The organism is Kitasatospora atroaurantiaca, from assembly GCF_007828955.1.
GTDB lineage: Bacteria > Actinomycetota > Actinomycetes > Streptomycetales > Streptomycetaceae > Kitasatospora > Kitasatospora atroaurantiaca.
Genome location: NZ_VIVR01000001.1, coordinates 1511351 through 1530348 on the forward strand (window position 1 = coordinate 1511351; position 18998 = coordinate 1530348).

14 protein-coding genes and 1 pseudogene are annotated in these 18998 nt (G+C 72.9%); 8 read left to right on the forward strand and 7 right to left on the reverse strand.

What is annotated here, in order from left to right; genetic code table 11:
* Positions 1 to 16: 16 nt before the first annotated feature.
* The 3 genes from FB465_RS06815 (at position 17) to FB465_RS06825 (ending at position 5795) form a co-directional block, all read left to right on the forward strand.
* A complete protein-coding gene (locus FB465_RS06815; protein ID WP_145788515.1) occupies positions 17 to 2047 on the forward strand; it encodes a CocE/NonD family hydrolase in 2031 nt (676 codons plus the stop codon).
* Between the two features lie 219 nt (positions 2048 to 2266).
* Positions 2267 to 3397, forward strand: coding sequence for an alpha/beta hydrolase (locus FB465_RS06820; protein ID WP_246192546.1), 1131 nt, complete (start codon positions 2267 to 2269; stop codon positions 3395 to 3397).
* Positions 3398 to 3485: 88 nt separating this feature from the next.
* On the forward strand, positions 3486 to 5795 hold the full coding sequence (locus FB465_RS06825; RefSeq protein WP_145788518.1) for a glycosyltransferase family 39 protein: 2310 nt from the start codon (positions 3486 to 3488) through the stop codon (positions 5793 to 5795).
* 75 nt (positions 5796 to 5870) lie between these two features.
* Here the strand turns inward: FB465_RS06825 and FB465_RS06830 are convergent, their stop codons facing one another.
* The 5 genes and pseudogenes from FB465_RS06830 to moaA all read right to left on the reverse strand — a co-directional run bounded on the left by FB465_RS06830 (position 5871) and on the right by moaA (position 11121).
* On the reverse strand, positions 5871 to 6686 hold the full coding sequence (locus FB465_RS06830) for a putative protein N(5)-glutamine methyltransferase (protein WP_145788519.1): 816 nt from the start codon (positions 6684 to 6686) through the stop codon (positions 5871 to 5873).
* 648 nt (positions 6687 to 7334) lie between these two features.
* Positions 7335 to 7781 (reverse strand): annotated as a pseudogene (locus FB465_RS36765) (MarR family winged helix-turn-helix transcriptional regulator); the annotation flags it as partial.
* Positions 7782 to 7978: 197 nt separating this feature from the next.
* A complete protein-coding gene (locus tag FB465_RS06840; protein ID WP_425461140.1) occupies positions 7979 to 8728 on the reverse strand; it encodes an HNH endonuclease family protein in 750 nt (249 codons plus the stop codon).
* 189 nt (positions 8729 to 8917) lie between these two features.
* Positions 8918 to 9988, reverse strand: a complete 1071-nt coding sequence (locus tag FB465_RS06845; protein ID WP_145788523.1) for a DUF6081 family protein — start codon at positions 9986 to 9988, stop codon at positions 8918 to 8920.
* A 116-nt stretch (positions 9989 to 10104) separates the two neighbouring features.
* Positions 10105 to 11121, reverse strand: a complete 1017-nt coding sequence (gene moaA / locus FB465_RS06850; protein WP_145788525.1) for a GTP 3',8-cyclase MoaA — start codon at positions 11119 to 11121, stop codon at positions 10105 to 10107.
* A gap of 129 nt (positions 11122 to 11250) precedes the next feature.
* Here moaA and FB465_RS06855 point away from each other — a divergent pair, with 129 nt between their 5' ends.
* From FB465_RS06855 to FB465_RS06875, 5 genes are all read left to right on the forward strand, one after another.
* Positions 11251 to 11868: a nucleotidyltransferase family protein gene (locus FB465_RS06855; RefSeq protein ID WP_145788527.1), complete on the forward strand. Its 618-nt coding sequence runs from the start codon at positions 11251 to 11253 to the stop codon at positions 11866 to 11868.
* 88 nt (positions 11869 to 11956) lie between these two features.
* A complete protein-coding gene (locus tag FB465_RS06860; RefSeq protein ID WP_246192547.1) occupies positions 11957 to 12850 on the forward strand; it encodes a hypothetical protein in 894 nt (297 codons plus the stop codon).
* 156 nt (positions 12851 to 13006) lie between these two features.
* The gene (locus FB465_RS06865; protein ID WP_246192548.1) at positions 13007 to 13816 is read left to right on the forward strand and encodes a hypothetical protein; all 810 of its coding nucleotides are present in this window, start codon (positions 13007 to 13009) and stop codon (positions 13814 to 13816) included.
* A gap of 96 nt (positions 13817 to 13912) precedes the next feature.
* A complete protein-coding gene (locus tag FB465_RS06870; protein ID WP_145788531.1) occupies positions 13913 to 14761 on the forward strand; it encodes a (2Fe-2S)-binding protein in 849 nt (282 codons plus the stop codon).
* Positions 14762 to 14911: 150 nt separating this feature from the next.
* Complete coding sequence (locus FB465_RS06875; RefSeq protein ID WP_145788532.1) at positions 14912 to 15928, forward strand: DUF2637 domain-containing protein; 1017 nt, start codon at positions 14912 to 14914, stop codon at positions 15926 to 15928.
* A gap of 22 nt (positions 15929 to 15950) precedes the next feature.
* Here the strand turns inward: FB465_RS06875 and FB465_RS06880 are convergent, their stop codons facing one another.
* Together FB465_RS06880 and FB465_RS06885 are read right to left on the reverse strand one after the other, a co-directional pair.
* Positions 15951 to 18203 (reverse strand): ATP-binding SpoIIE family protein phosphatase, encoded by a 2253-nt coding sequence (locus FB465_RS06880; RefSeq protein ID WP_145788534.1) that lies wholly within the window; start codon positions 18201 to 18203, stop codon positions 15951 to 15953.
* Between the two features lie 303 nt (positions 18204 to 18506).
* The gene (locus FB465_RS06885; RefSeq protein WP_246192549.1) at positions 18507 to 18908 is read right to left on the reverse strand and encodes an ATP-binding protein; all 402 of its coding nucleotides are present in this window, start codon (positions 18906 to 18908) and stop codon (positions 18507 to 18509) included.
* Positions 18909 to 18998: the final 90 nt, after the last annotated feature.

Sequence of the window (18998 nt, forward strand, 5' to 3'; positions counted from 1 at the left end):
GGAGAGGCAGGCCTTGATGCAGCACCCCGCCACCTACCCCCATCGGACCACCCGCGAGGACGTGCGCATCCCGCTGCCGGACGGCACCGGGCTGTACGCCCGGATCTGGCGCCCCGTCACCGAGAAGCCGGTGCCCGCGCTGCTCGAGTACCTGCCCTACCGGCTCACCGACCGGACGTCGCCGGACGACGCCCAGCGGCACCCCTGGTACGCCGGGCACGGGTACGCGGGCGTCCGCGTGGACATCCGCGGGCACGGGAACTCGGGCGGGCTGCCGGGTGACGAGTACTCCGAGCAGGAGCTCGCCGACGGGGTCGCGGTGATCGAGTGGCTCGCCGCGCAGCCCTGGTGCAGCGGGAAGGTCGGGATGTTCGGCGTCTCCTGGGGCGGTCTCAACAGCCTGCAGATCGCGGCGCGCGCACCGGAGGCGCTGAAGGCCGTGGTCACGGTCTGCTCGACCGACGACCGCTACGACAACGACGTCCACTACATGGGCGGCTCGCTGCTGGCCGTCGACATGCACGCCTGGTCGGCCGCCATGCTGGCCTTCGTCGCCCGGCCCCCGGACCCGAAGTACGTCGGGGACGACTGGCGGCCGATGTGGCTGGAGCGGCTGGAGGCGGTCGAGCCCCTCATCCACCCCTGGCTCTCCCACCAGACCCGCGACGACTACTGGCGGCGCGGCAGCGTCTGCGAGGACTACGGCGCGATCAAGGCCGCCGTGCTGGCCGTCGGCGGCTGGGCCGACCCGTACCGGGACGCCGTGCTGCGGCTGGTGGAGCACCTGGAGGCGCCCGTCCGCGGCCTGATCGGCCCGTGGCCGCACCAGTACCCGGACCGCGGGCTGCCGCCGGGCCCGGCGATCGGCTTCCTGCAGGAGACGCTGCGCTGGTGGGACCACTGGCTGAAGGACGTCGACACCGGGGTGATGAAGGAGCCCGCGCTGCGGAGCTGGATGAACGAGTCGGTGCCGCCCGCGACGGTGTACGCCAACCGGCCCGGGCGCTGGGTCGGCGACGAGACCTGGCCCTCGCCGGACGTGCGCGAGATCCACTACGGCCTGGACGACGCGCTGCGCACCGCCGGGACGCCCTCCGACGACCGCTTCGTCCACATCCGCTCGCCGCAGCACACCGGGGTGGACGCCGGGCGGTTCCTCCCGTTCGGCAACGACTCGGACCTGCCGCCGGACCAGCGCGAGGAGGACGGGCGCTCGGTCTGCTTCGACTCCAGCCCACTGCCCGAACCGGTCGAGATCCTCGGACGGCCCGGCCTACGGCTGCGGGTCCGGTGCGACGCGCGGCGCGGTCAGGTGATCGCGCGGCTCTGCGACGTCGCACCGGACGGGTCGTCGACCCTGGTCACCCGCGGGGTGCTCAACCTCACCTCCCGGCGCGGGCGCGGCCAGGTGGCGGAGTGGGAGCCGGGTGCGGTCGAGGACGTCGACCTCGACCTGGCCGGCATCGCCCACGCCTTCCCGGCCGGCCACCGGATCAGGCTTGCCCTCTCCTCCACGTACTGGCCGTGGATCTGGCCGCAGCCCGAGGTCGGCGGCTTCGAGCTCGACCCCGGCCACAGCACGCTCACCGTGCCCGTCCGCCACCTGGCCGCCGACGTCGGCAGCCCCCCGATCACCTTCGAGCCCCCCGAGCAGGCCGCCGGGATGGCCGTCCACGTCACGGAACCGCTCACCGCCCGGCCCGAGCGCATGGTGCTCCGGGACGTCGCCACCGGCGAGTGGCGGCTGGAGATCGACCCCGGGTACGGCGGCACCCGCACCTACCCCGACGGCCTGGTCCTCGACGAGCACGCCGTCGAGGCGTACCGCATCCTCTCCGACGACCCCCTCAGCGCCGTCACCCGCTCCGACTGGACCATCCGCCTGGAGCGCCCCGACATCGGTTGGGACGTCACCCTGCGGACCCGCTCGGAGATCACCTGCGACGCCACCCACTTCACCACCCACAACCACCTCACGGCCCTGGAGGGCGGCTCCGTCGTCTTCGACCGTGACTGGCAGCGCCGCATCCCACGCACCGCGTCGTAGAGCGTCCGCCAGGAAGTGAGAGCAGTGGGCCAACCACAGGGGCGCGGGGAACAGCGCGAGGCGGGAGGCTGCAGGCCGTTGCCTTCCGGTCTCGCGCAGTTCCCCGCGCCCCTGGGATGCCCAATCCTGATTGGTGCACCTACTGGCGGAGCCACGTCAGCGAGCACCTGACCGAGGGGGCCGTCCGGCTCTCATCGAACGGTCATCTACCATCAGCTGGTGCCCAGCCTGACCGGACTTCCGCTCCAGATCGTCGCCGCCCTCCTGGCGGTCGCCGCCTTCGCCGCCACCATGTGGCTCTGGCCGAGGCTCGCCGGACGCGGCTGGAAGGCGTGGCTGGGGCGGCTCGGTGCGTTCTTCGCGACGCAGGTCACGGTGCTGGTGGCGATGGGCCTGGTGGCCAACTCGTACTTCGGGTTCTACACCACCTGGAGCGACCTGCTCGGCACCGACGGCGCGCCCGGCACGGTGGTCGACCACCAGCCGGGCAAGGCGATCTCGCTGACCGGCGAGCAGAAGATGTACTCCGCCCAGGGCTCGGCCAAGGACCGCTCGGGCGTGATCCAGAACGTCACCATCAAGGGCGCTGCCTCCGGGCTCAGCAGCCCCGCGTACGTCTACCTGCCGCCGCAGTACTTCCAGCCGGGCTTCGCGCAGCAGCAGTTCCCGATGGCACTGGTGCTGGCCGGCTACCCCGGCTCGGCCGAGAAGCTGCTCTCGCTGATGGCGTACCCGGCGTCCACGCTCCAGGCGATCGAGGCGGGGAAGCTGCCGCCGACCGTGCTGGTGATGATGCGTACGACGGCCTCGGGCGGCAACCGGGACACCGAGTGCATGGACATCCCGAACGGCCCCCAGGTGGAGACCTTCTTCACCCAGGACCTGCCCAGGGCGATGTCCGGCACGTACCGGATCACCGACCGCCCTGAGGCCCGGGCCGTGATCGGGAACTCCACCGGCGGGTACTGCGCGCTGAAGTTCGCCCTGCGCAGGCCCGACGCGTACCCGGCGGCCGTGTCCCTCTCCGGCTACTACACCGCGCCGATCGACCCGACCACCGGTGACCTCTTCGACGGCCGGGCCGAGCTCAAGCGCGAGAACGACCTGCTCTGGCGGCTGAAGAACAAGCCGCCGGTACCGGTCTCGCTGCTGCTCGCGACCAGCTTCAACGAGCAGAACTACGCCGACACGCAGAAGATGGTGGCCGCGTTCAAGGCTCCGACCCGGATGTCGACGATCACGCTGGACAGCGGCGGCCACAACTTCCACACCTGGACCAGGGAGATCCCGCCCGCCCTGGAGTGGCTCGGCAGGCAGCTGACCCCTCCTCAGCCGGTGCACCCCGCCTGACCTGGCCGGACGCGGTCCGTCGGAGATCAAACCAGGCTCATAGCTGGGCTTCATGAGAATCTCAGCGAGGTCCCCGAGCGTATCTCCCATGACCCCGACCAGTCCCGTTCCTCCGACCAGTGTTTCGTGGCCCGAGGCCGCGAACTATCCGCCGCCGGAGCCCCCGGCACAGGCCACGGTCGAGCCCCCCGTCACCGATCCATGGGGCGCGCCCGCCGAGCTCCCGGAGCCCGGGCCCAAGGGACCGGCCTCCTGGGCCGGCCGGCTCCGTACCCTCCCCACCCGCGCCTGGCGCGGCCGCCCCGACGACCCGCGCTGGGTCCGCCCCGCGCTGCTCGGGCTGCTGGCCGCCACCGCGGCGCTCTACTTCTGGAACCTGACCGCCTCCGGCTGGGCCAACTCCTTCTACTCCGCCGCCGTGCAGGCCGGCACCCAGAGCTGGAAGGCCTTCTTCTACGGCTCCTCGGACGCGGCCAACTTCATCACGGTCGACAAGCCGCCGATGTCCCTGTGGCCGATGGAGATCTTCGGCCGGATCTTCGGGCTCAGCTCATGGAGCGTGCTCGCCCCGCAGGTCCTGATGGGGGTGGCGACGGTCGGCACGATCTACGCGACGGTGCGCCGCCGCTTCTCGGCGGTCGGCGGCCTCGTCGCGGGCGCCGCGATGGCGCTCACCCCGGTGGCCGCGCTGATGTTCCGCTTCAACAACCCCGACGCGCTGCTGGTGCTGCTGCTGACCCTTGCCGCGTACGGGCTGGTGCGGGCCACCGAGACCGCGAGCACCCGCTGGCTGCTGTTCGTCGGCGTGATGTTCGGCTTCGGCTTTCTCACCAAGACCCTGCAGGCCTTCCTGATCCTCCCGGCCTTCGCGCTGATCTACCTGGTGGTGGCGCCGACCGGCCTGTGGCGGCGGGTGCGCCAGTTGCTGCTCGCCGGACTGGCGCTGGTCGCCTCGGCCGGCTGGTGGGTCGCGATCGTCGAGCTGGTACCGGCCTCCTCCCGGCCGTACATCGGCGGCTCGCAGGACAACGACTTCCTCTCAGTCACCTTCGGCTACAACGGCTTCGGCCGGCTGACCGGCGACGAGACCGGCAGCGTCGGTGGCGGCGGTGGCGGGCAGGGCGGCGGCCGCTGGGGCACCACCGGTATCACCCGGCTCTTCGACGGCGACATCGGCGGCCAGATCGCCTGGCTGCTGCCCGCCGCGCTGATCCTGCTGGTGATCGGCCTCTGGGCGACCCGCAGGTACGCCCGCACCGACAGTGCCCGGACGGCCTTCCTGGTGTGGGGCAGCTGGCTGCTGTGCACCGGGCTGACCTTCAGTTACATGTCCGGCATCTTCCACCAGTACTACACGGTGGCGCTGGCCCCGGCCGTGGCCGCACTGGTCGGCATGGGCGCCGACGGGCTGTGGCGGGCGGGCAAGCGCCTGCCGTACGCGGCGATGCTCGCCGGTGTCGTCGCCGTCACGGCGGTGTGGGGGTACGTGCTGCTCGGGCGCAGCGCCACCTTCCTGCCGTGGCTGCGCTGGGCGGTGCTCCTCGGCGGGCTCGCGGCGGCGGGTGCGCTGCTGCTGGCGGGCCGGCTGGCCGGCCGACTCGCGGCCGTGGCCGGGCTGGTGGCGCTGGCCGCCACGCTCGGTGGGCCGACGGCGTACGCGCTGGACACCGTCTCGACCGCGCACACCGGCTCGATCGTGACGGCCGGGCCGCGGGTGCAGGGCTCCAACGGCTTCGGCGGTATGGGTGGCGGCCGTGGCGGGTTCCCCGGCGGTGACGGTGGCGGCATGGGCGGCTTCCCGGGCGGCACCCGCCAGGGCGGCCAGACGGGCGGTCAGACGGGCGGTCAGATGGGAGGCGCTCCCGGCGGCACCCAGAACGGCATGCCCGCCGCGCCTCAGGGCGGCTTCCCGGGCGGGGCCCAGAACGGAACCGGCTCCACCACCGGCTCGACCGGTTCCACCGGTTCGGCCCGCGACGACGGGCGTGGCGGTATGGGCGGCGGCGGGATGGGCGGTCTGATCAACGGCGCCCAGGTGAGCAGCGAACTGGCCGCCCTGCTCAAGCAGGACGCCGGCTCCTACACCTGGGTGGCGGCCGCGGTCGGCTCGCAGAACCAGGCCAGCTACCAGCTCGCCACCGGTGAGCCGGTGATGGCGCTGGGCGGCTTCAACGGCACCGACCCCTCGCTGAGCCTCACCGCCTTCCAGCAGTACGTGAAGGACGGGAAGATCCACTACTTCATCGGATCCGGCAGCGGCATGGGCGGCGGCGGGATGGGCGGCGGTTCGTCCTCCACCTCCGAGTCCTCCCAGATCGCCACCTGGGTGGCGGCCCACTACACCGCCAAGACGGTCGGCAGCACCACGGTCTACGACCTGACGGCCCCGACCGGCTGACCTCGGCCTCCCCAGCGCGTCCGGCCCATCGGATTCCTCCGGTGGGCCGGACGGCTGTCCGGCGTCAGTCGCCGCTCACCGGCGGCCCGCTCCCGCGGGGAGGGCGGGCCTGGTCCCGATGACGACGGTGGCGTCCAGGTCGTCGCAGCAGACCACCTGCGGTATCAGCCCGTCACGGGCGACGGTGTCGACGGCCTGCGGCACCTGGCGCTCGCTCGTCTCGAACAGCAGGTGACCGCCCGGCGCCAGCCACTGAGCCGCCGCCGCGGTCACCCGCCGCAGGACCTCGAGCCCGTCCTCGCCGCCGTCCAGCGCCACCCTCGCCTCGTGCACGCGGGCCTCCGGGGGCAGCAGCCCGATCTCCTCGGTGGGCACGTAGGGCACGTTGGCGAGCAGGACGTCGACGCGGCCCCGCAGAGTGGCCGGTAGCGGCTCGAAGAGGTCGCCCTCGTACACCCGGCCGCCCGCGGCGGCGACGTTACGCCGGGCGCACTCCACCGCGGCGGGGTCGATGTCGGAGGCGTAGAGCTCGACCTGGCCCAGGGCCGCCGCCAGGGCTGCGCCCAGGGCTCCCGAGCCGCAGCACAGGTCCACGACCACGGCCTGCGGCCGGGCGAGTGCGGCGGCCTGCCCGACCAGGAACTCGGTACGGCGGCGGGGGACGAAGACACCGGGGTCCACGGTCACCCGCAGACCGCAGAACTCGGCCCAGCCGAGGACGTGTTCGAGGGGCAGGCCGTCGACTCGCCGGCCGACCATGGCGGTGAGATCGTCAGGCGTACGCGCCGTGGAGATGATCAGCTGCGCCTCGTCCTCGGCGAAGACACAGCCGGCGGCCCGAAGCCTGGTGACGATGGCGGAGAAAGGGAGAGCGGAGGGTGAAGCGGACATGAGAGCCTTTCGGGGTTTCCGAAGGGCGCTCTCGCGGTCACCTAGCGAAGAGGGACCGTACGACCGTGAGGTGAGAGCACCCGACCTGATCCAGCGGTAATGGGTCCCACCTCCTCGATGCGTTCGTTCACTGCTCGACGCCGGTAACAGTACCGCAGCCGGACCGCGCGCGGACCCGCGGCCCTGAGCTGTTCAGAGCCCGTCGCTCAGCTCCCGTGCCCGGACGGTGACCTGATCGAGGATCCGCCGGGTCGCGGCGAGATCGGCGGGGTCGAGCGAGCCGTAGAGCTGCTCGGTGATACCGGCGATCTCCGCGGTGATCTCGTCGTGCAGCGCCCGGCCTTGCGGGCTGGGGTCGAGGCGGCCGGAGTCGTCGGCGACGGCGAGGCCGGCGTCGAGCAGCTGTGCGGCAAGGGTGGGGACGAGCTCGGGCGGGAGCGCCTGGCCGTCCGTCAGGATCTGTTCGAACTCCGGACGCGGCAGCGCCGGTCCGCGGGTGGCGACGACACGCAGGGACACCCACTGGGGGAAGCCGAGCCGGTGCCGGTCGAGCAGGCGGTCCAGCACCGCGCGGGTCGCGTAGGCGGCGGTGCCGATGTCCTGGCCGGTGAGAAGCGGGGTCTGGGTCATGGGTGCGCTCCTGTCATCTGTGCCGAGTAGGGCGTGCAGGGCATCCACGAGCGCGCCGGTCCGCGCGCTCGTGGGACCGCCGAGGGGAGCGGTGAGTTCCTGGTGCAGCTCCTGGACGACGGCGATGGCGCGGACGGCCACGTCCGAGCCGTGTTCGGTGAGGCTGAGCCGGACGGCCCGGGAGTCGTCCGGGTGCGGTTCGCGGAGCAGCAGCCCGGAACCCTCCAGTGCCCGCACCAGCTTGGACACGAAGATCGGTTCCAGGCCGGTGTGGTCCGCCAGCTCCCGCTGACTGGGCCGCTGCCCGGCCCGGGCCATCCCGTGCAGCGAGGCCAGCAGCGAGTACTGGGCGTGCGTCAGCCCCAGCGGCCCGACCGCGCGGTCGACGGCGGCGCGCCACTTCATGGACAGGCGCCAGACCAGGTAGCCGGGGGTGGGGTCGAGCTTCATGCAGATAGAGTACATGGAAACAATGTCCGTGGCTACTATCTCAGGACGGCTGATCGAAGGGCCATCGATGCCCGTTGAAACAGCTGGCTGAATACGTGTCAGGGGCCGGGCGCCTGCAGGTCCCACTGCCCCGGGTCTATCCGCAGCCCGCCCCCGTGCCGGCGCGGGTGCCGGCGCTCAGGCTCGCCGGGCCGCTGCTGGTGATGTGCTCTTCAACCACCGCACTGCCGCAGCATCGCCTTCTTGTCCGCCGGGGTCACCGGCAGCTGGTACTTGAGCGAGACCTGGGCGAAGCGCACCGCGTAGGAGCAGCGCACCGCCTCGTTGGCGGGCAGCCACGCCGCCGGGCCGGAGTCGCCCTTGGCGGCGTTCTGCGGACCGTCCGCCGGGATGAGGTTCAGCGGGTCGTTGGCGATCTGGACCCGCTTGGCCTTGTCCCACTTCGCCGCGCCCATCTGCCAGTCGTAGGAGAGCGGCATCACGTGGTCGATCTGGATCTTGCTGGCCTGCTGCTTGCTCCACTGCACGGTCTTGCCGGTGTACGGGTCGTAGATGGACATCCCGGTCACCACGCAGGACGAGCCGTCCTTGTGCTCCAACGACCTGCCGTCACGGGCGAGCAGGTCGTCCCGGGTGTCGCAGTTGTTGTGCGCGAGCGGGACGCCCTCGACGTTGTCCGTCCAGGCCGGGCCGAACTGGTCCCGGTCGTAGCCGGTCTTGGGCCCGGCGTCGGCCGTCCTGACGGTGGCTATCAGCGCCCGGGCGGCCTTGCGGTCCTCGTCCGAGGTGAGCGGCGCCAGGCCGGGCTTGGTGCCGTCCGGGTTCTGCAGCGGGTTGGTGCCGACCCCGGCCGAGGGCCGGGCGGCGTCGTTGGAGGTCTTGCCGCCGCTGCAGGCCGTCAGCGCCGGGGCGGAGAGAAGGAGCAGAGCGGTGACGGACAGGGCGGTACGACGGGCACGCACGGAAATCTCCCCCGGTGGTGGTACGGCTGACGGCGCACCAGCAGACCAGCCGTCTCACACCGGGTCAAGCCGGCGCAAGGGGGTTCGCGGTGGCATGACGAGTGTCACACGGGCCCTTCGCCCGCCACCCGTCGCCCCCGGTTCCGGCCCCGTCCCGGACGGAGCCGGAACCACCGCTCCGAGGGCCGTTCAGCCCCTGGGTACGGAGGACACGGTCACGCGCTCCACGTCGAGCCGGGCGCCCTGGCCCCACAGGCGGTTGCGGGGCAGGCTCAGGTCGTCGACGAACCGCTGCTCGGCGGGAGCCCCGAGGTCCGGGTCGTAGTACGCGCCCTGCTGGTCGGTGAGCCGCACCAGGCCGCGGTCGTTGCTCCCCTCCGCGTCCAGCAGGACGAACATCGCGATCCCGCAGGAGAGTTGCCGGGGGGCCACCGGCTGCTCCGTCCCGCCGAGGTCCAGCACGAGGTGCGAGCGGTCGGCGGGCCGGAAGCCCAGACGGTCGATCTTCAGCACCTCGCGCCCGTCCGCCCGCCACACCGCCGTGCCGGCCTGCCGGTCGTAGGAGATCGCCAGGTCGTGCTTCTTGCCCGGCCAACGGTCCGCCACCGGAAGGGCGTAGGAGAAGGCCGCGTAGGTCTCGCCCGGCTTCGGCAGCCGCTCGTAGAAGGCGTAGAGCTTGCTGTTGGTGACGAAGAAGTCGAAGACCGTCATGGTCTCGAAGTCGACCATCGACACCGCCCCGGAGGACAGCCGCAGGTCGCTCTGCGGGTCGGCGACCTCGGCGCCGAAGGGGTGCTGCTCGGTGCCGTACGTCCGGGCGGCCAGTCGCGAGCCGCAGGTGAGCACCTGCCCGGGGACGGCGTCGAAGCCCGCCACTCCGCTGCTCGCCGTGTGGTTGGCGTAGGCGTACCACTTGACGTGGTCGGCCGTGCCGGCGCCGCCGTCGTGCTCCTGCCCGGTGGAGTAGGCGAAGGCCGGCTGCCCGGTCCTGGGGTTGCGGCCGGTGGGGACGACGGTGAGACCGTTCGCCGAGACGGTGGGGACGCCGTCGCCCTCCGGCAGTGAACCGGCCGGGAACAGCGCCCACTTGGCGTCGCCGCCGGCGTGGGAGAAGCCGTTGCGGAAGGAGTCGTCCCAGAGGGTCCGAGAGCCCGTCGGGGCGCTCTCGGCGTCCGCGGACGCCGGGACGGCTGTCGAGCCTGCGGCCAGCGCGACCGCCGCCAGGCAGCTGAGGATGGTGCGCTTGATCGTTCTGTGCACTGTTCGCTCCCGTGGTGAGGACGGAGAGCCACAGCGTGCAAGGCAGGCCCGGGCCCGGGCCACCGTCGGACGCCAACCTCGTCAGGTCTGCCGCACCTGCAGGCCTGCCGCCCCGCTCAGCCGCCGATCGCGGACATCGGGCGGTCGGGCTGGACGAAGTCGGCGGAGTTGATGTCGTGGCCCGGGCCCTTGCGGGCGATGGTGTTGCGCCAGGCCGACTCGATCGCCGCGTCGTCGGCGCCGCCGCGCAGCAGGGCGCGCAGGTCCGACTCCGTGGTGGCGAAGAGGCAGTTGCGCAGCTGGCCGTCGGCGGTGAGCCGGACGCGGTCGCAGCCGCCGCAGAACGGCCGGGTCACCGAGGCGATCACGCCGATCACGGTGTCGGTGCCCTCGATCCGCCACTCCTCGGCGGGGGCGTTGCCGTGGCGGCCGACCGGCACGAGCTCCCAGCGCCCCCCCAGGATCTCCAGGATCTCGTCCGCGGTGATCATCTTGTCCCGCTCCCAGGCCCCCTGGGCGTCCAGCGGCATGGACTCGATGAAGCGCATCCGGTACCCGTGCGCGGCGGCGAACTCGACCAGGTCGAGGATCTCGTCGTCGTTGACCCCGCGCACCGGGACGGCGTTGATCTTGACCGGCGCGAGTCCGGCGGCCCGGGCGGCGGCCAGCCCGGCGAACACGTCGTCGATCCGGTCGCGGCGGGTGATCTCGGCGTACCGCTCGGGCCGCAGGGTGTCCAGGCTGACGTTGACGCGCTGCAGCCCGGCCGTGTGGAGGTCCTCGGCCATCCGGGCCAGCCCGATGCCGTTGGTGGTGAGCGAGAGCTCGGGGCCGAGCTCGGTGAGCCGGGCGACCAGGCCGGGCAGACCCCGGCGCAGCAGCGGCTCGCCGCCCGTGAGGCGGATCGACCTGATCCCCAGCCGCTGGACCGCGACCCGCACCAGCCGGACGATCTCCTCGTCGGTGAGCACCTCGGCCTTGGGGAGCCAGTTGAGGCCCTCGGCCGGCATGCAGTACGTGCAGCGCAGGTTGCAGCGGTCGGTGAGGGATACCCGCAGGTCGGTGTGGACCCGGCCGAAGCGGTCGACCAGCGGGGCAGGTGCGCCGTGCAGCTGCTCAGTACGAGGTGCCATCTGCCCAGTACAGGGGGAGGCCTGCGGAAGATCCAGCGGCAGAAGAACCGGCCCCCCGCGCCGACCTGCGGCTTTGCCTTGTGCATTCATACAACTGCAGCTGCCCGGCAAGGCGGCCAGACTGGCCGCATGGAAGATCGGCAGACGGTTCCCGCACTGGTGCTCGCGGCCGGTGGCGGGCGGCGGCTCGGCGGCCGGCCCAAGGCACTGATCCCCTACCGCGGGCGGCCGCTGATCGAGCACGCCCTGGCGGTGGTACGGGCCGGCGGATGCACCTCCACGCTGGCGGTGCTCGGCGCGTCAGGTGAGCAGGTACGGGCCACCGCCGAACTCGGAGACTGCCGACTTGTCGACAACCCCGCGTGGGAGACCGGAATGGGCTCCTCCCTGCGCGCGGGTCTCGCGGCCCTGCCGGCCGATGCGGACGGCGTGCTGGTGATGCTGGTGGACACCCCCGGTGTCACGCCTGCCGCCGTCGCCCGGCTGCTGGCCGCGCACCGGGCGGGCGCCGGGCTCGCGGCGGCCGCGTACGGGGGCAGGCGCGGCCACCCCGTCCTGATCGGCGCTCCCTACCTCGCCGAGGCCGCCGTCGGTGCCACCGGCGACGCCGGTGCCCGCGCCCTGCTCGCCGCCCACGCGGCGGAGATCGTGCTGGTCGAGTGCGGTGACGTCGCCGTCCCCGACGACCTCGACACGCCCGAGGACCTCGCCCGCTGGAGCGCCGGCGCGCCCCTGAACTCCCCCTGAGGATTGCCGCAATCGCTGCCAACACCCGCACGGATCGGGGACGATGGGTAACGACCTGCCCAGCCGACCCGAACGGACGGTGCAAGCCATGACCGGAGCGCCGCTGCCCGATGACTTCAGCGACCCGGCGCGGTTCGCCCCCGGCTCACCGGCCGGCGCGCCCGCCGGGGCGAATCCGATCCGCTGCCCGGCCTGCCGCCGCGAGCACCTGTACGAGCCGCCGAGCCTGCCCTGCCCCTGCGGGGCGCAGCTGCGGGTCCCGCTGCTGCGCGGCGGGGTGCCGGTCCAGGTGCGGTTCCGGTCCTGGGAGGACTCCTGGCTGAGCATGCGCTGCCCGCACTGCGGCCGCAACGACCAGTGGCCGCAGCCCGAGTTCACCTGCAACTGCGGCGCGACGGTGCGCCTTCCGGTGGACCGCGCCCCGCGCCTGCAGAGCACCGGCCTGCTGAGCCCGCAGCACCACGGCCCCCAGCACGCCGGCCCGCAGAACGGCGCCCCGCCGCAGACCCGCCCGTACGGCGCGCACCCGTACACGGGCGCGGCGGCGACCGTCCCACCGCAGGGCCAGCCGGGGCCCGGCCTCTGGCAGCAGCGCACGCCGTTCCGGCCGCACCCCGTACGCAGCAAGGAGGACGCCGTGCTGACGGCGGCCCGGTATCTGCAGTGGCTCGGCTTCGAGGACCTGGAACTGACGGAGGATCAGGAGAGCGAGGCAGTGACCATGCTGGGCAGCCGGATGGTCGCCCAGGTGGACGCGGGCACCGAGCCGGCCGACGTCAAGGCGGTCGAGTGCCTGTGGCTGCAGACCCTGCACGCCGAGGAGATAGCGGCCGCCATGTTCAGCCTGGCCGGGTACTCCCATCAGGCGACGGTCCGCGGCGAACAGTTGCTGGTGGCGCTCTTCCGGCTCGACCTCGCCGGCATCCCGCAACCGGCCAACGGCGCGGCCGAGGCCCTGATGGAGACGGGCTGGACGTCCTGAAAAGGCTGACGGTGCGTGAGATGAGGATCACAAGGTTCCGGAACCTCTCGCGCTCGTGATCTGGTGCACAAGCTCACCCCCGTGTTGAATTGCCGCCACAGCGCAGCCCACCTGGTGGGCTGCGCCTTGCCGGACACCGCACACAAGGAGGTGGCGTTGTCGGAGCACGGTACGGCCCCGGGGAGCACAGCGGACGCGGTCTGGCGGCTGCGGTCGCGGGGGTGCTGGCAGGAGGCTGCGGAGATACTCCGCCCGGCCGCCGCCGAGGACCCCGCCGTCGCCCTGAGCCGGGCTGAACTCCTCATCGAGCAGTGCCTGTTCACCGCCTGCCACTGGGAGCAGGCGGAGGAGGCGCTGCGACTGGCGGAGGCCGGCGTGGCCAGCGCCGAGCAGCGCGCGGCGGCCTCGTGCGCGCGCGGCTTCCTCGCGTACGTGGCCAGCACCCTCGGCCCGCGCGACCGCCTGGACGAGGCTCAGGCGGCCCTCGGGCGGACCTCGGCGCTGCTGCCGCCGGACGCGCCCGGCCGGCCACTGCTGGACTTCCGGCGCGGCCTGGTCGCGGAGAACCTGCTGGGCGACCGTACGTCCGCCTGGATCGCGTACCGCAGGGCGCACGAGGGCGCGGCGGAGCGCGGGGACGAGCTGCTGCGCTCCTACACGTGGCGTCATCTGGGCGGCCTGGCACTGGCGGCGGGCGACCACGAGCGGGCCCGCGAAGGGTTCCACGCCTCGCTGCGGCTGCGGGAGAGCCTGGGCTTCACGGTGGGGGTCGCACCGGCGCTCGCCGCGCTGGCCGAGGTGTCCGAACCCGCCGAGGCGGTGCGGTTGCGCGCCGAGGCGTCCCGGCTCGTGCAGGCACTGGGGGGAGTGCCGGTGTGGCTCGCGCGCCAGTTGAGCGCCGTGCCCGCTCCGGCGGCTCCCCCGGACGGCCGCGTCGGGCAGGAAGTCGGGGACACCATCAGCTAAGGTGAGGCTAACCTGTCCGAGGGGAGCAGCGCCTCGGGCAGGTCAGCCTTGCCGTTCCCGGGCTCCCCGAGCTCCGGTCGACCCGATGGGCCTGCCATGACCGTGAGCAGCATCGAGCCGCGCCCGGCCGCGCCGGAGGCCGAGGTCACGCCCGAGCCCGAGGCCACGCCACTGCTGGGAAGTTATGCGCGCATCGGCAGCGTCTTCCCCGAGCTGCGCATCAGCCCCGGAGCGCCGCGCTCGGGCGACGGCTGGACCGCCACCACCGAGTTCGTCCAGAACCTGGATGCGTTACGGGAGTTGATCGCCTTCGACGCCCGGCAGGGGCTGGCCGAGTACGGCGAGCCCCTGCGCCCGGACGTCGCGGCCGGCTTCTGCCTGCACCGCTACACCTGGCCGGTCGCCCTGCTGTTCACCGTCCCCTGGCTCCTGGAGCGCCGGGTGCCGAGGATCCCGGTGGAGCAGGTCTCGATCCGCCGCAGCACGGGTGAACTCACGGTCCGGGCCCTCGAGTTCTCCTGCCTTCCGGACGATCCCGCGGCCGCGCTGCCAGGCGCGCGCGTGCTGCCGGACGAGGCGGCGCTGGGGGCCGAGCTGCTGGTGGCGCTGACGGAGCATCTGACGCCCGTGCTGGCCGCGTTCCGCCGCGAGGTGCGGCGCGGGCCGCACACGCTCTGGGGGATGGCGACCGACGACGTCATCGAGGGCCTCTGGTACCTCGGGAGCCTGCTGGGCGAGGAGCAGCGGGCCGCGGCCGACCTGGCCAAGCTGCTGCCGGGAACGGAACAGCCTCCGTTCGTCGGCGGGGCGGGGTTCCGGCTGCTGGAGCAGCCGGGGGCCGCACCGATGCGTACACGCACTCGGGTGAGCTGCTGTCTGTTCTACACGGTGCGCCCCGCGGAGGCCTGTTTCAGCTGCCCTCGGACGTGCACAGAACAGAAGTAATGATTCATCACTAATCCTATTATCCGCAGCAATCTTGGTCGGAATTCCCTCTCCTCAGCGTATTGACAGCAAACCAGCCAAAAGGCAGTCAGCTATCCGCCATGATGGTCCCCGCCATCACAAGGCAGGAAAGCGAGGCTGGTTCAGGCCATGAAACTGTCCGACATACCACTGGGCTGGGCCATCACGGGCGTGGTCGCACTGGTGGTGATAGCCGTGCTGGTGGCGTTCGTCCGTACCAAGGCGGCCGGCTCGGCCGCCGGCTCGGATTCCTGGGAGCGCAACGAGGAGCGCCGTCGGCGCAAGGAGTCCCTCTACGGGGCGGCCTCGTACACGCTGCTGTTCTGCTGCGCCGCCGTCGCAGCCGCACTCTCCTTCCACGGCCTGGTCGGCTTCGGGGTGCAGAACCTCAACCTCTCCGGGGGCTGGGAGTTCCTGGTGCCGTTCGGCCTGGACGGGGCCGCGATGTTCTGCTCCGTCCTCGCCGTCCGGGAAGCCAGCCACGGCGACGCGGCACTGGGCTCGCGGCTGCTGGTCTGGCTGTTCGCCGGTGCCTCCGCCTGGTTCAACTGGGTGCACGCACCGCGCGGTTTCGGCCACGCCGGGGCCCCGCAGTTCTTCGCGGGGATGTCGCTCTCGGCCGCCGTGCTCTTCGACCGGGCGCTGAAGCAGACCCGCCGGGCCGCGCTGCGCGAGCAGGGCCTGGTACCGCGGCCGTTGCCGCAGATCCGGATCGTCCGCTGGCTGCGGGCACCTCTGGAGACGTACGCCGCTTGGTCGTTGATGCTCCTCGAGGGCGTCCGCAGTCTGGACGAGGCCGTCGAGGAGGTGCGGGACGACAAGCGCGAGGCCGCGCTCAGCCGCGAGCGGCAGCGGATGGCCAGCCGGCGGGAGCGGGCGGAGATCCGGGCGATCGGCCGGTACCACGGCGCGGTCTGGCGGCCGCGTGGCGCGACCCGTCAGCTGACCCCGCAACTCGAGGCCGGCGGTTCGGAGCCCGCCATAACCGATGGGGCCCCCGCCGAGATCACGGTCGCCCAGCCCGGTCTGCCGGCCCGCCCGGCCCGGCGCAGCGTCGACCTCACCCCGGAGGAGGACACCATGACCCTGCCGAGGCTCGACTCCCTGGAGCAGAAGCTCAAGGACCTGGAGCAGCAGTTCGGTTGACCACCCTCGGGCAGGCCCCTGGTCAGCTCTCCGCCGGTTCGCCCTGCGGCTCGGCGGAGAGCTCGAACCACATCCGCTTGCCCGAGCCCCGGGGCTCCACGCCCCAGCCGTCCGCGAGCGCCTCGACCAGCATCAGTCCGCGCCCGGAGGAGGCCTGCTCCCCCGGCGTACGGCGGGTCGGCCACAGGTCGGACTCGTCCTCCACCTCGACCCGCAGCCTGGCCCGGCCCGCCTCGGCGACCCGGCCGTCGCCGGGCTCGCGGTAGAGCCGGGCGGTGAACATGGCGTCCCGGTCGGTGTGCCGGATCGCATTGGTCACCAGCTCGGAGGCCAGCAGCTCGGCGGTGTCGACCAGCTCGGCGACACCCCAGCGGCGCAGCGCGTCCCGCAGCTCGCCGCGCAGCTCGGAGATCCGGGCCAGGTCGGCCTGCCCGATCCGGCGGCGCAGCTGCTGGGCGGCCAGGCCGCCGGCCGGGCCGTCCCAGCGGAGCAGCAGCAGCGCTATGTCGTCCTCACGCTCGGTGGAGTCCGCGGCCTGCGAGGCGATCCGGTCGGCCAGCACCTCGATCGGGTCGCGGGGCGACTCGCCGCGGCCCGGCAGCTCGCCGGAGACGGCCTCGCAGAGCCGGGCGAAGCCGGTGTCGAGGTCCATGTCGCGGGCCTCCACCAGACCGTCGGTGCAGAGCACCACGGTCTCGCCCGGGTCGAGGCTGAACCGGGTCACCCGGTACTCCTCGTCCGGCGCGACCCCCAGCGGCAGCCCGCCGGTCACCGGCACCACGGTCGCGCTGCCGTCGGCCCGGCGCACGACCGGATCGAGGTGGCCGGCCCGGACGGCGTAGACCACGCCGTAGTCGACGTTCACCTCGGCGTAGGTGCAGGTCGCGAAGTGGTCGGTGTCCAGGTCCGCAAGGAAGCGGGAGGCACGGGCCATCACCGCGGCCGGCGGGTGCCCCTCGGCGGCGTACGCGCGCAGGGCGATCCGCAGCTGGCCCATGATGCCGGCGGCGTGCACGTCGTGGCCCTGGACGTCGCCGATCACCAGGCCGACGTGTCCGCCGGGCAGCGGGACGACGTCGTACCAGTCGCCGCCGATCTGGAGCCCGGAGCCGGCCGCGAGATAGCGCACCGAGGTGGTGACCCCGGGGACGGACGGCACCGTGCGCGGCAGCATGACGCGCTGCAGGCCCGCCGCGAGCTCGTGCTCGGCGTCGTGCAGCCGGGCCCGGGCGAGGGACTGGGCGACCAGGCCGCCGAGGGTGGAGAGCAGGGTGCGCTCGTCCGCGTCCAGCCGGCGGTCGTCGTCGAAGCTGACCAGGCAGACCCCGATGGGCCGGCCGCTGGCGACCAGCGGCAGGAAGGCCCAGGCGCTGCGCATACCGCCCTCGGCCAGCTGGGGCCAGGCCTCGGGGTAGCGCTCGCGGTACTCGTCCCGGGTGGCGATGAAGACCGGCGCGCGGTTGCGGATCGCCTCGGCCGCCGGATGGGTGGGCAGCAGCGGGGTCCGGTGGTACGGGTGCATGTCCTCGGGCGGGTAGCCGCTGGCGCCGAGCACGTGCAGCCGGCCGGCCTCCAGCGAGGCGAGCACCAGGCCGTCCGGCGGCAGACCGGGCAGCGGCAGCTCGGTGAAGACCCGGGCCACGTCGCGGACGGTGACGGCCTCGGAGAGGGCTCGGGCGGCCTCCTTGATGAAGCGCGAGCGCTCCTCCCGCAGAGCGGCCAGCTCACCGGCCCGCTCGCGCTTGTGCAGCTCGACGGTGGCGTCCCAGACGAAGCCGACCATCCGGGAGGCCCGGCCGAAGGCGTCGGCCAGCACCCGGCCGCGGAAGCGCACGGCGTGCAGCTCCCCGCCGGGGAAGACGGTGCGGTAGTAGGCGCCGCACTGGCCGAGCTCGGCGACGGCCCGCTCGACCCGGCGGCGCACCACGGGGGCGTCCTCGGGGTGGAGCATGGCCAGGAAGGCGGCCGAGCTGCGGTCGAAGCGGCCGGACTCCAGGCCGAGGATGGCACAGGCCCGGTGGTCGCCCTCCAGGACGTCGCGGCGGATGTCCCAGTCGAAGGAGCCGATGCCGTTGGCGGCCATCGCCGGCTCGAGCCAGTCGGGGGTGGAGTCGCCGGTACGGGTGGGCAGACCTCTGGAGGGGACGCCGGGCACGATACCGCCGCCCGCCAGGCTCGGTGCGGTACGCAGCGCGTTGACTGCTGCGGCGCTCCTGGCGGACTGGGCCGGTGGGGTGCGGCGCGCGGGCCCTTGCGGCTCGGGCTCTGTCGCCATGCTTCTCCTGCCGCTGCCGTGCCATGCCGTCCGGGCGGACTGCGATAGCCGTGTGGTGAGTCGGACGGTGTCACGGGTGGTGGCGGTCAGTCGAGGCTCGGTTCTCCCCGCTGCCTTCCCGGACACACATTCTCACTATCCTGTCGAATGTTCGGCAAGGCGGCAATGCCGAGGGACGACCGGTCGGTGAATCGCGCACGATCCGGTCCCAGCTGAGCAGGATGATCGTCCGCCGACCGACCGCCGATGGACCGGTTACGGATCGGCTACGGACCGGCGATCAAGGGGCTTGTCAGGGAGTGGTCAGGCGGCCTCGAGTTCGAACCAGGTGACCTTGCCGTCGCCGCGCAGCTGCACGCCCCAGTCGTCGGCGAGCGCCTCGACCAGCAGCAGGCCGCGGCCCGAGGTGGCGTACTCGGCGGGGGTACGGCGGCCCGGCAGCCGGGCGGCGCCGTCCTGCACCTCGATCCGCAGCCGCTGCTCCGGGGTCAGGACGGCGTCGAAGACCGCGCCGCGCCCGGTGTGCACCAGCGCGTTGGTGACCAGCTCGGAGGCCAGAAGCTCGGCGGTGTCGGCGAGTTCGGGCACCCCCCAGAGGCTCAGCGCCGCCCGCAGCCGGTGCCGGACCGTGCTGACCGCGACCAGATCTGCCGGGTCGAGTGCCGCGTGCAGCCTTCGGTGCAGTGCGCAGCCGGGCTCGTGCACGGGTGCCGGGGTGTCGCCACGCCCGACGGGAGTGACCGTGTCGCTGCTCGAAGCCGTCCGCTGACGCGGAAACCTCGCCTGACCATCCAT

Coding starts and splice junctions, on each gene's coding strand:
- FB465_RS06815 (WP_145788515.1), top strand. CDS start 17: ATGCAGCACCCCGCCACCTACCCCCATCGGACCACCCGCGAGGACGTG.
- FB465_RS06825 (WP_145788518.1), top strand. CDS start 3,486: ATGACCCCGACCAGTCCCGTTCCTCCGACCAGTGTTTCGTGGCCCGAG.
- FB465_RS06830 (WP_145788519.1), bottom strand. CDS start 6,686: ATGTCCGCTTCACCCTCCGCTCTCCCTTTCTCCGCCATCGTCACCAGG.
- moaA (WP_145788525.1), bottom strand. CDS start 11,121: ATGGCACCTCGTACTGAGCAGCTGCACGGCGCACCTGCCCCGCTGGTC.
- FB465_RS06855 (WP_145788527.1), top strand. CDS start 11,251: ATGGAAGATCGGCAGACGGTTCCCGCACTGGTGCTCGCGGCCGGTGGC.
- FB465_RS06860 (WP_246192547.1), top strand. CDS start 11,957: ATGACCGGAGCGCCGCTGCCCGATGACTTCAGCGACCCGGCGCGGTTC.
- FB465_RS06870 (WP_145788531.1), top strand. CDS start 13,913: ATGACCGTGAGCAGCATCGAGCCGCGCCCGGCCGCGCCGGAGGCCGAG.
- FB465_RS06875 (WP_145788532.1), top strand. CDS start 14,912: ATGAAACTGTCCGACATACCACTGGGCTGGGCCATCACGGGCGTGGTC.
- FB465_RS06880 (WP_145788534.1), bottom strand. CDS start 18,203: ATGGCGACAGAGCCCGAGCCGCAAGGGCCCGCGCGCCGCACCCCACCG.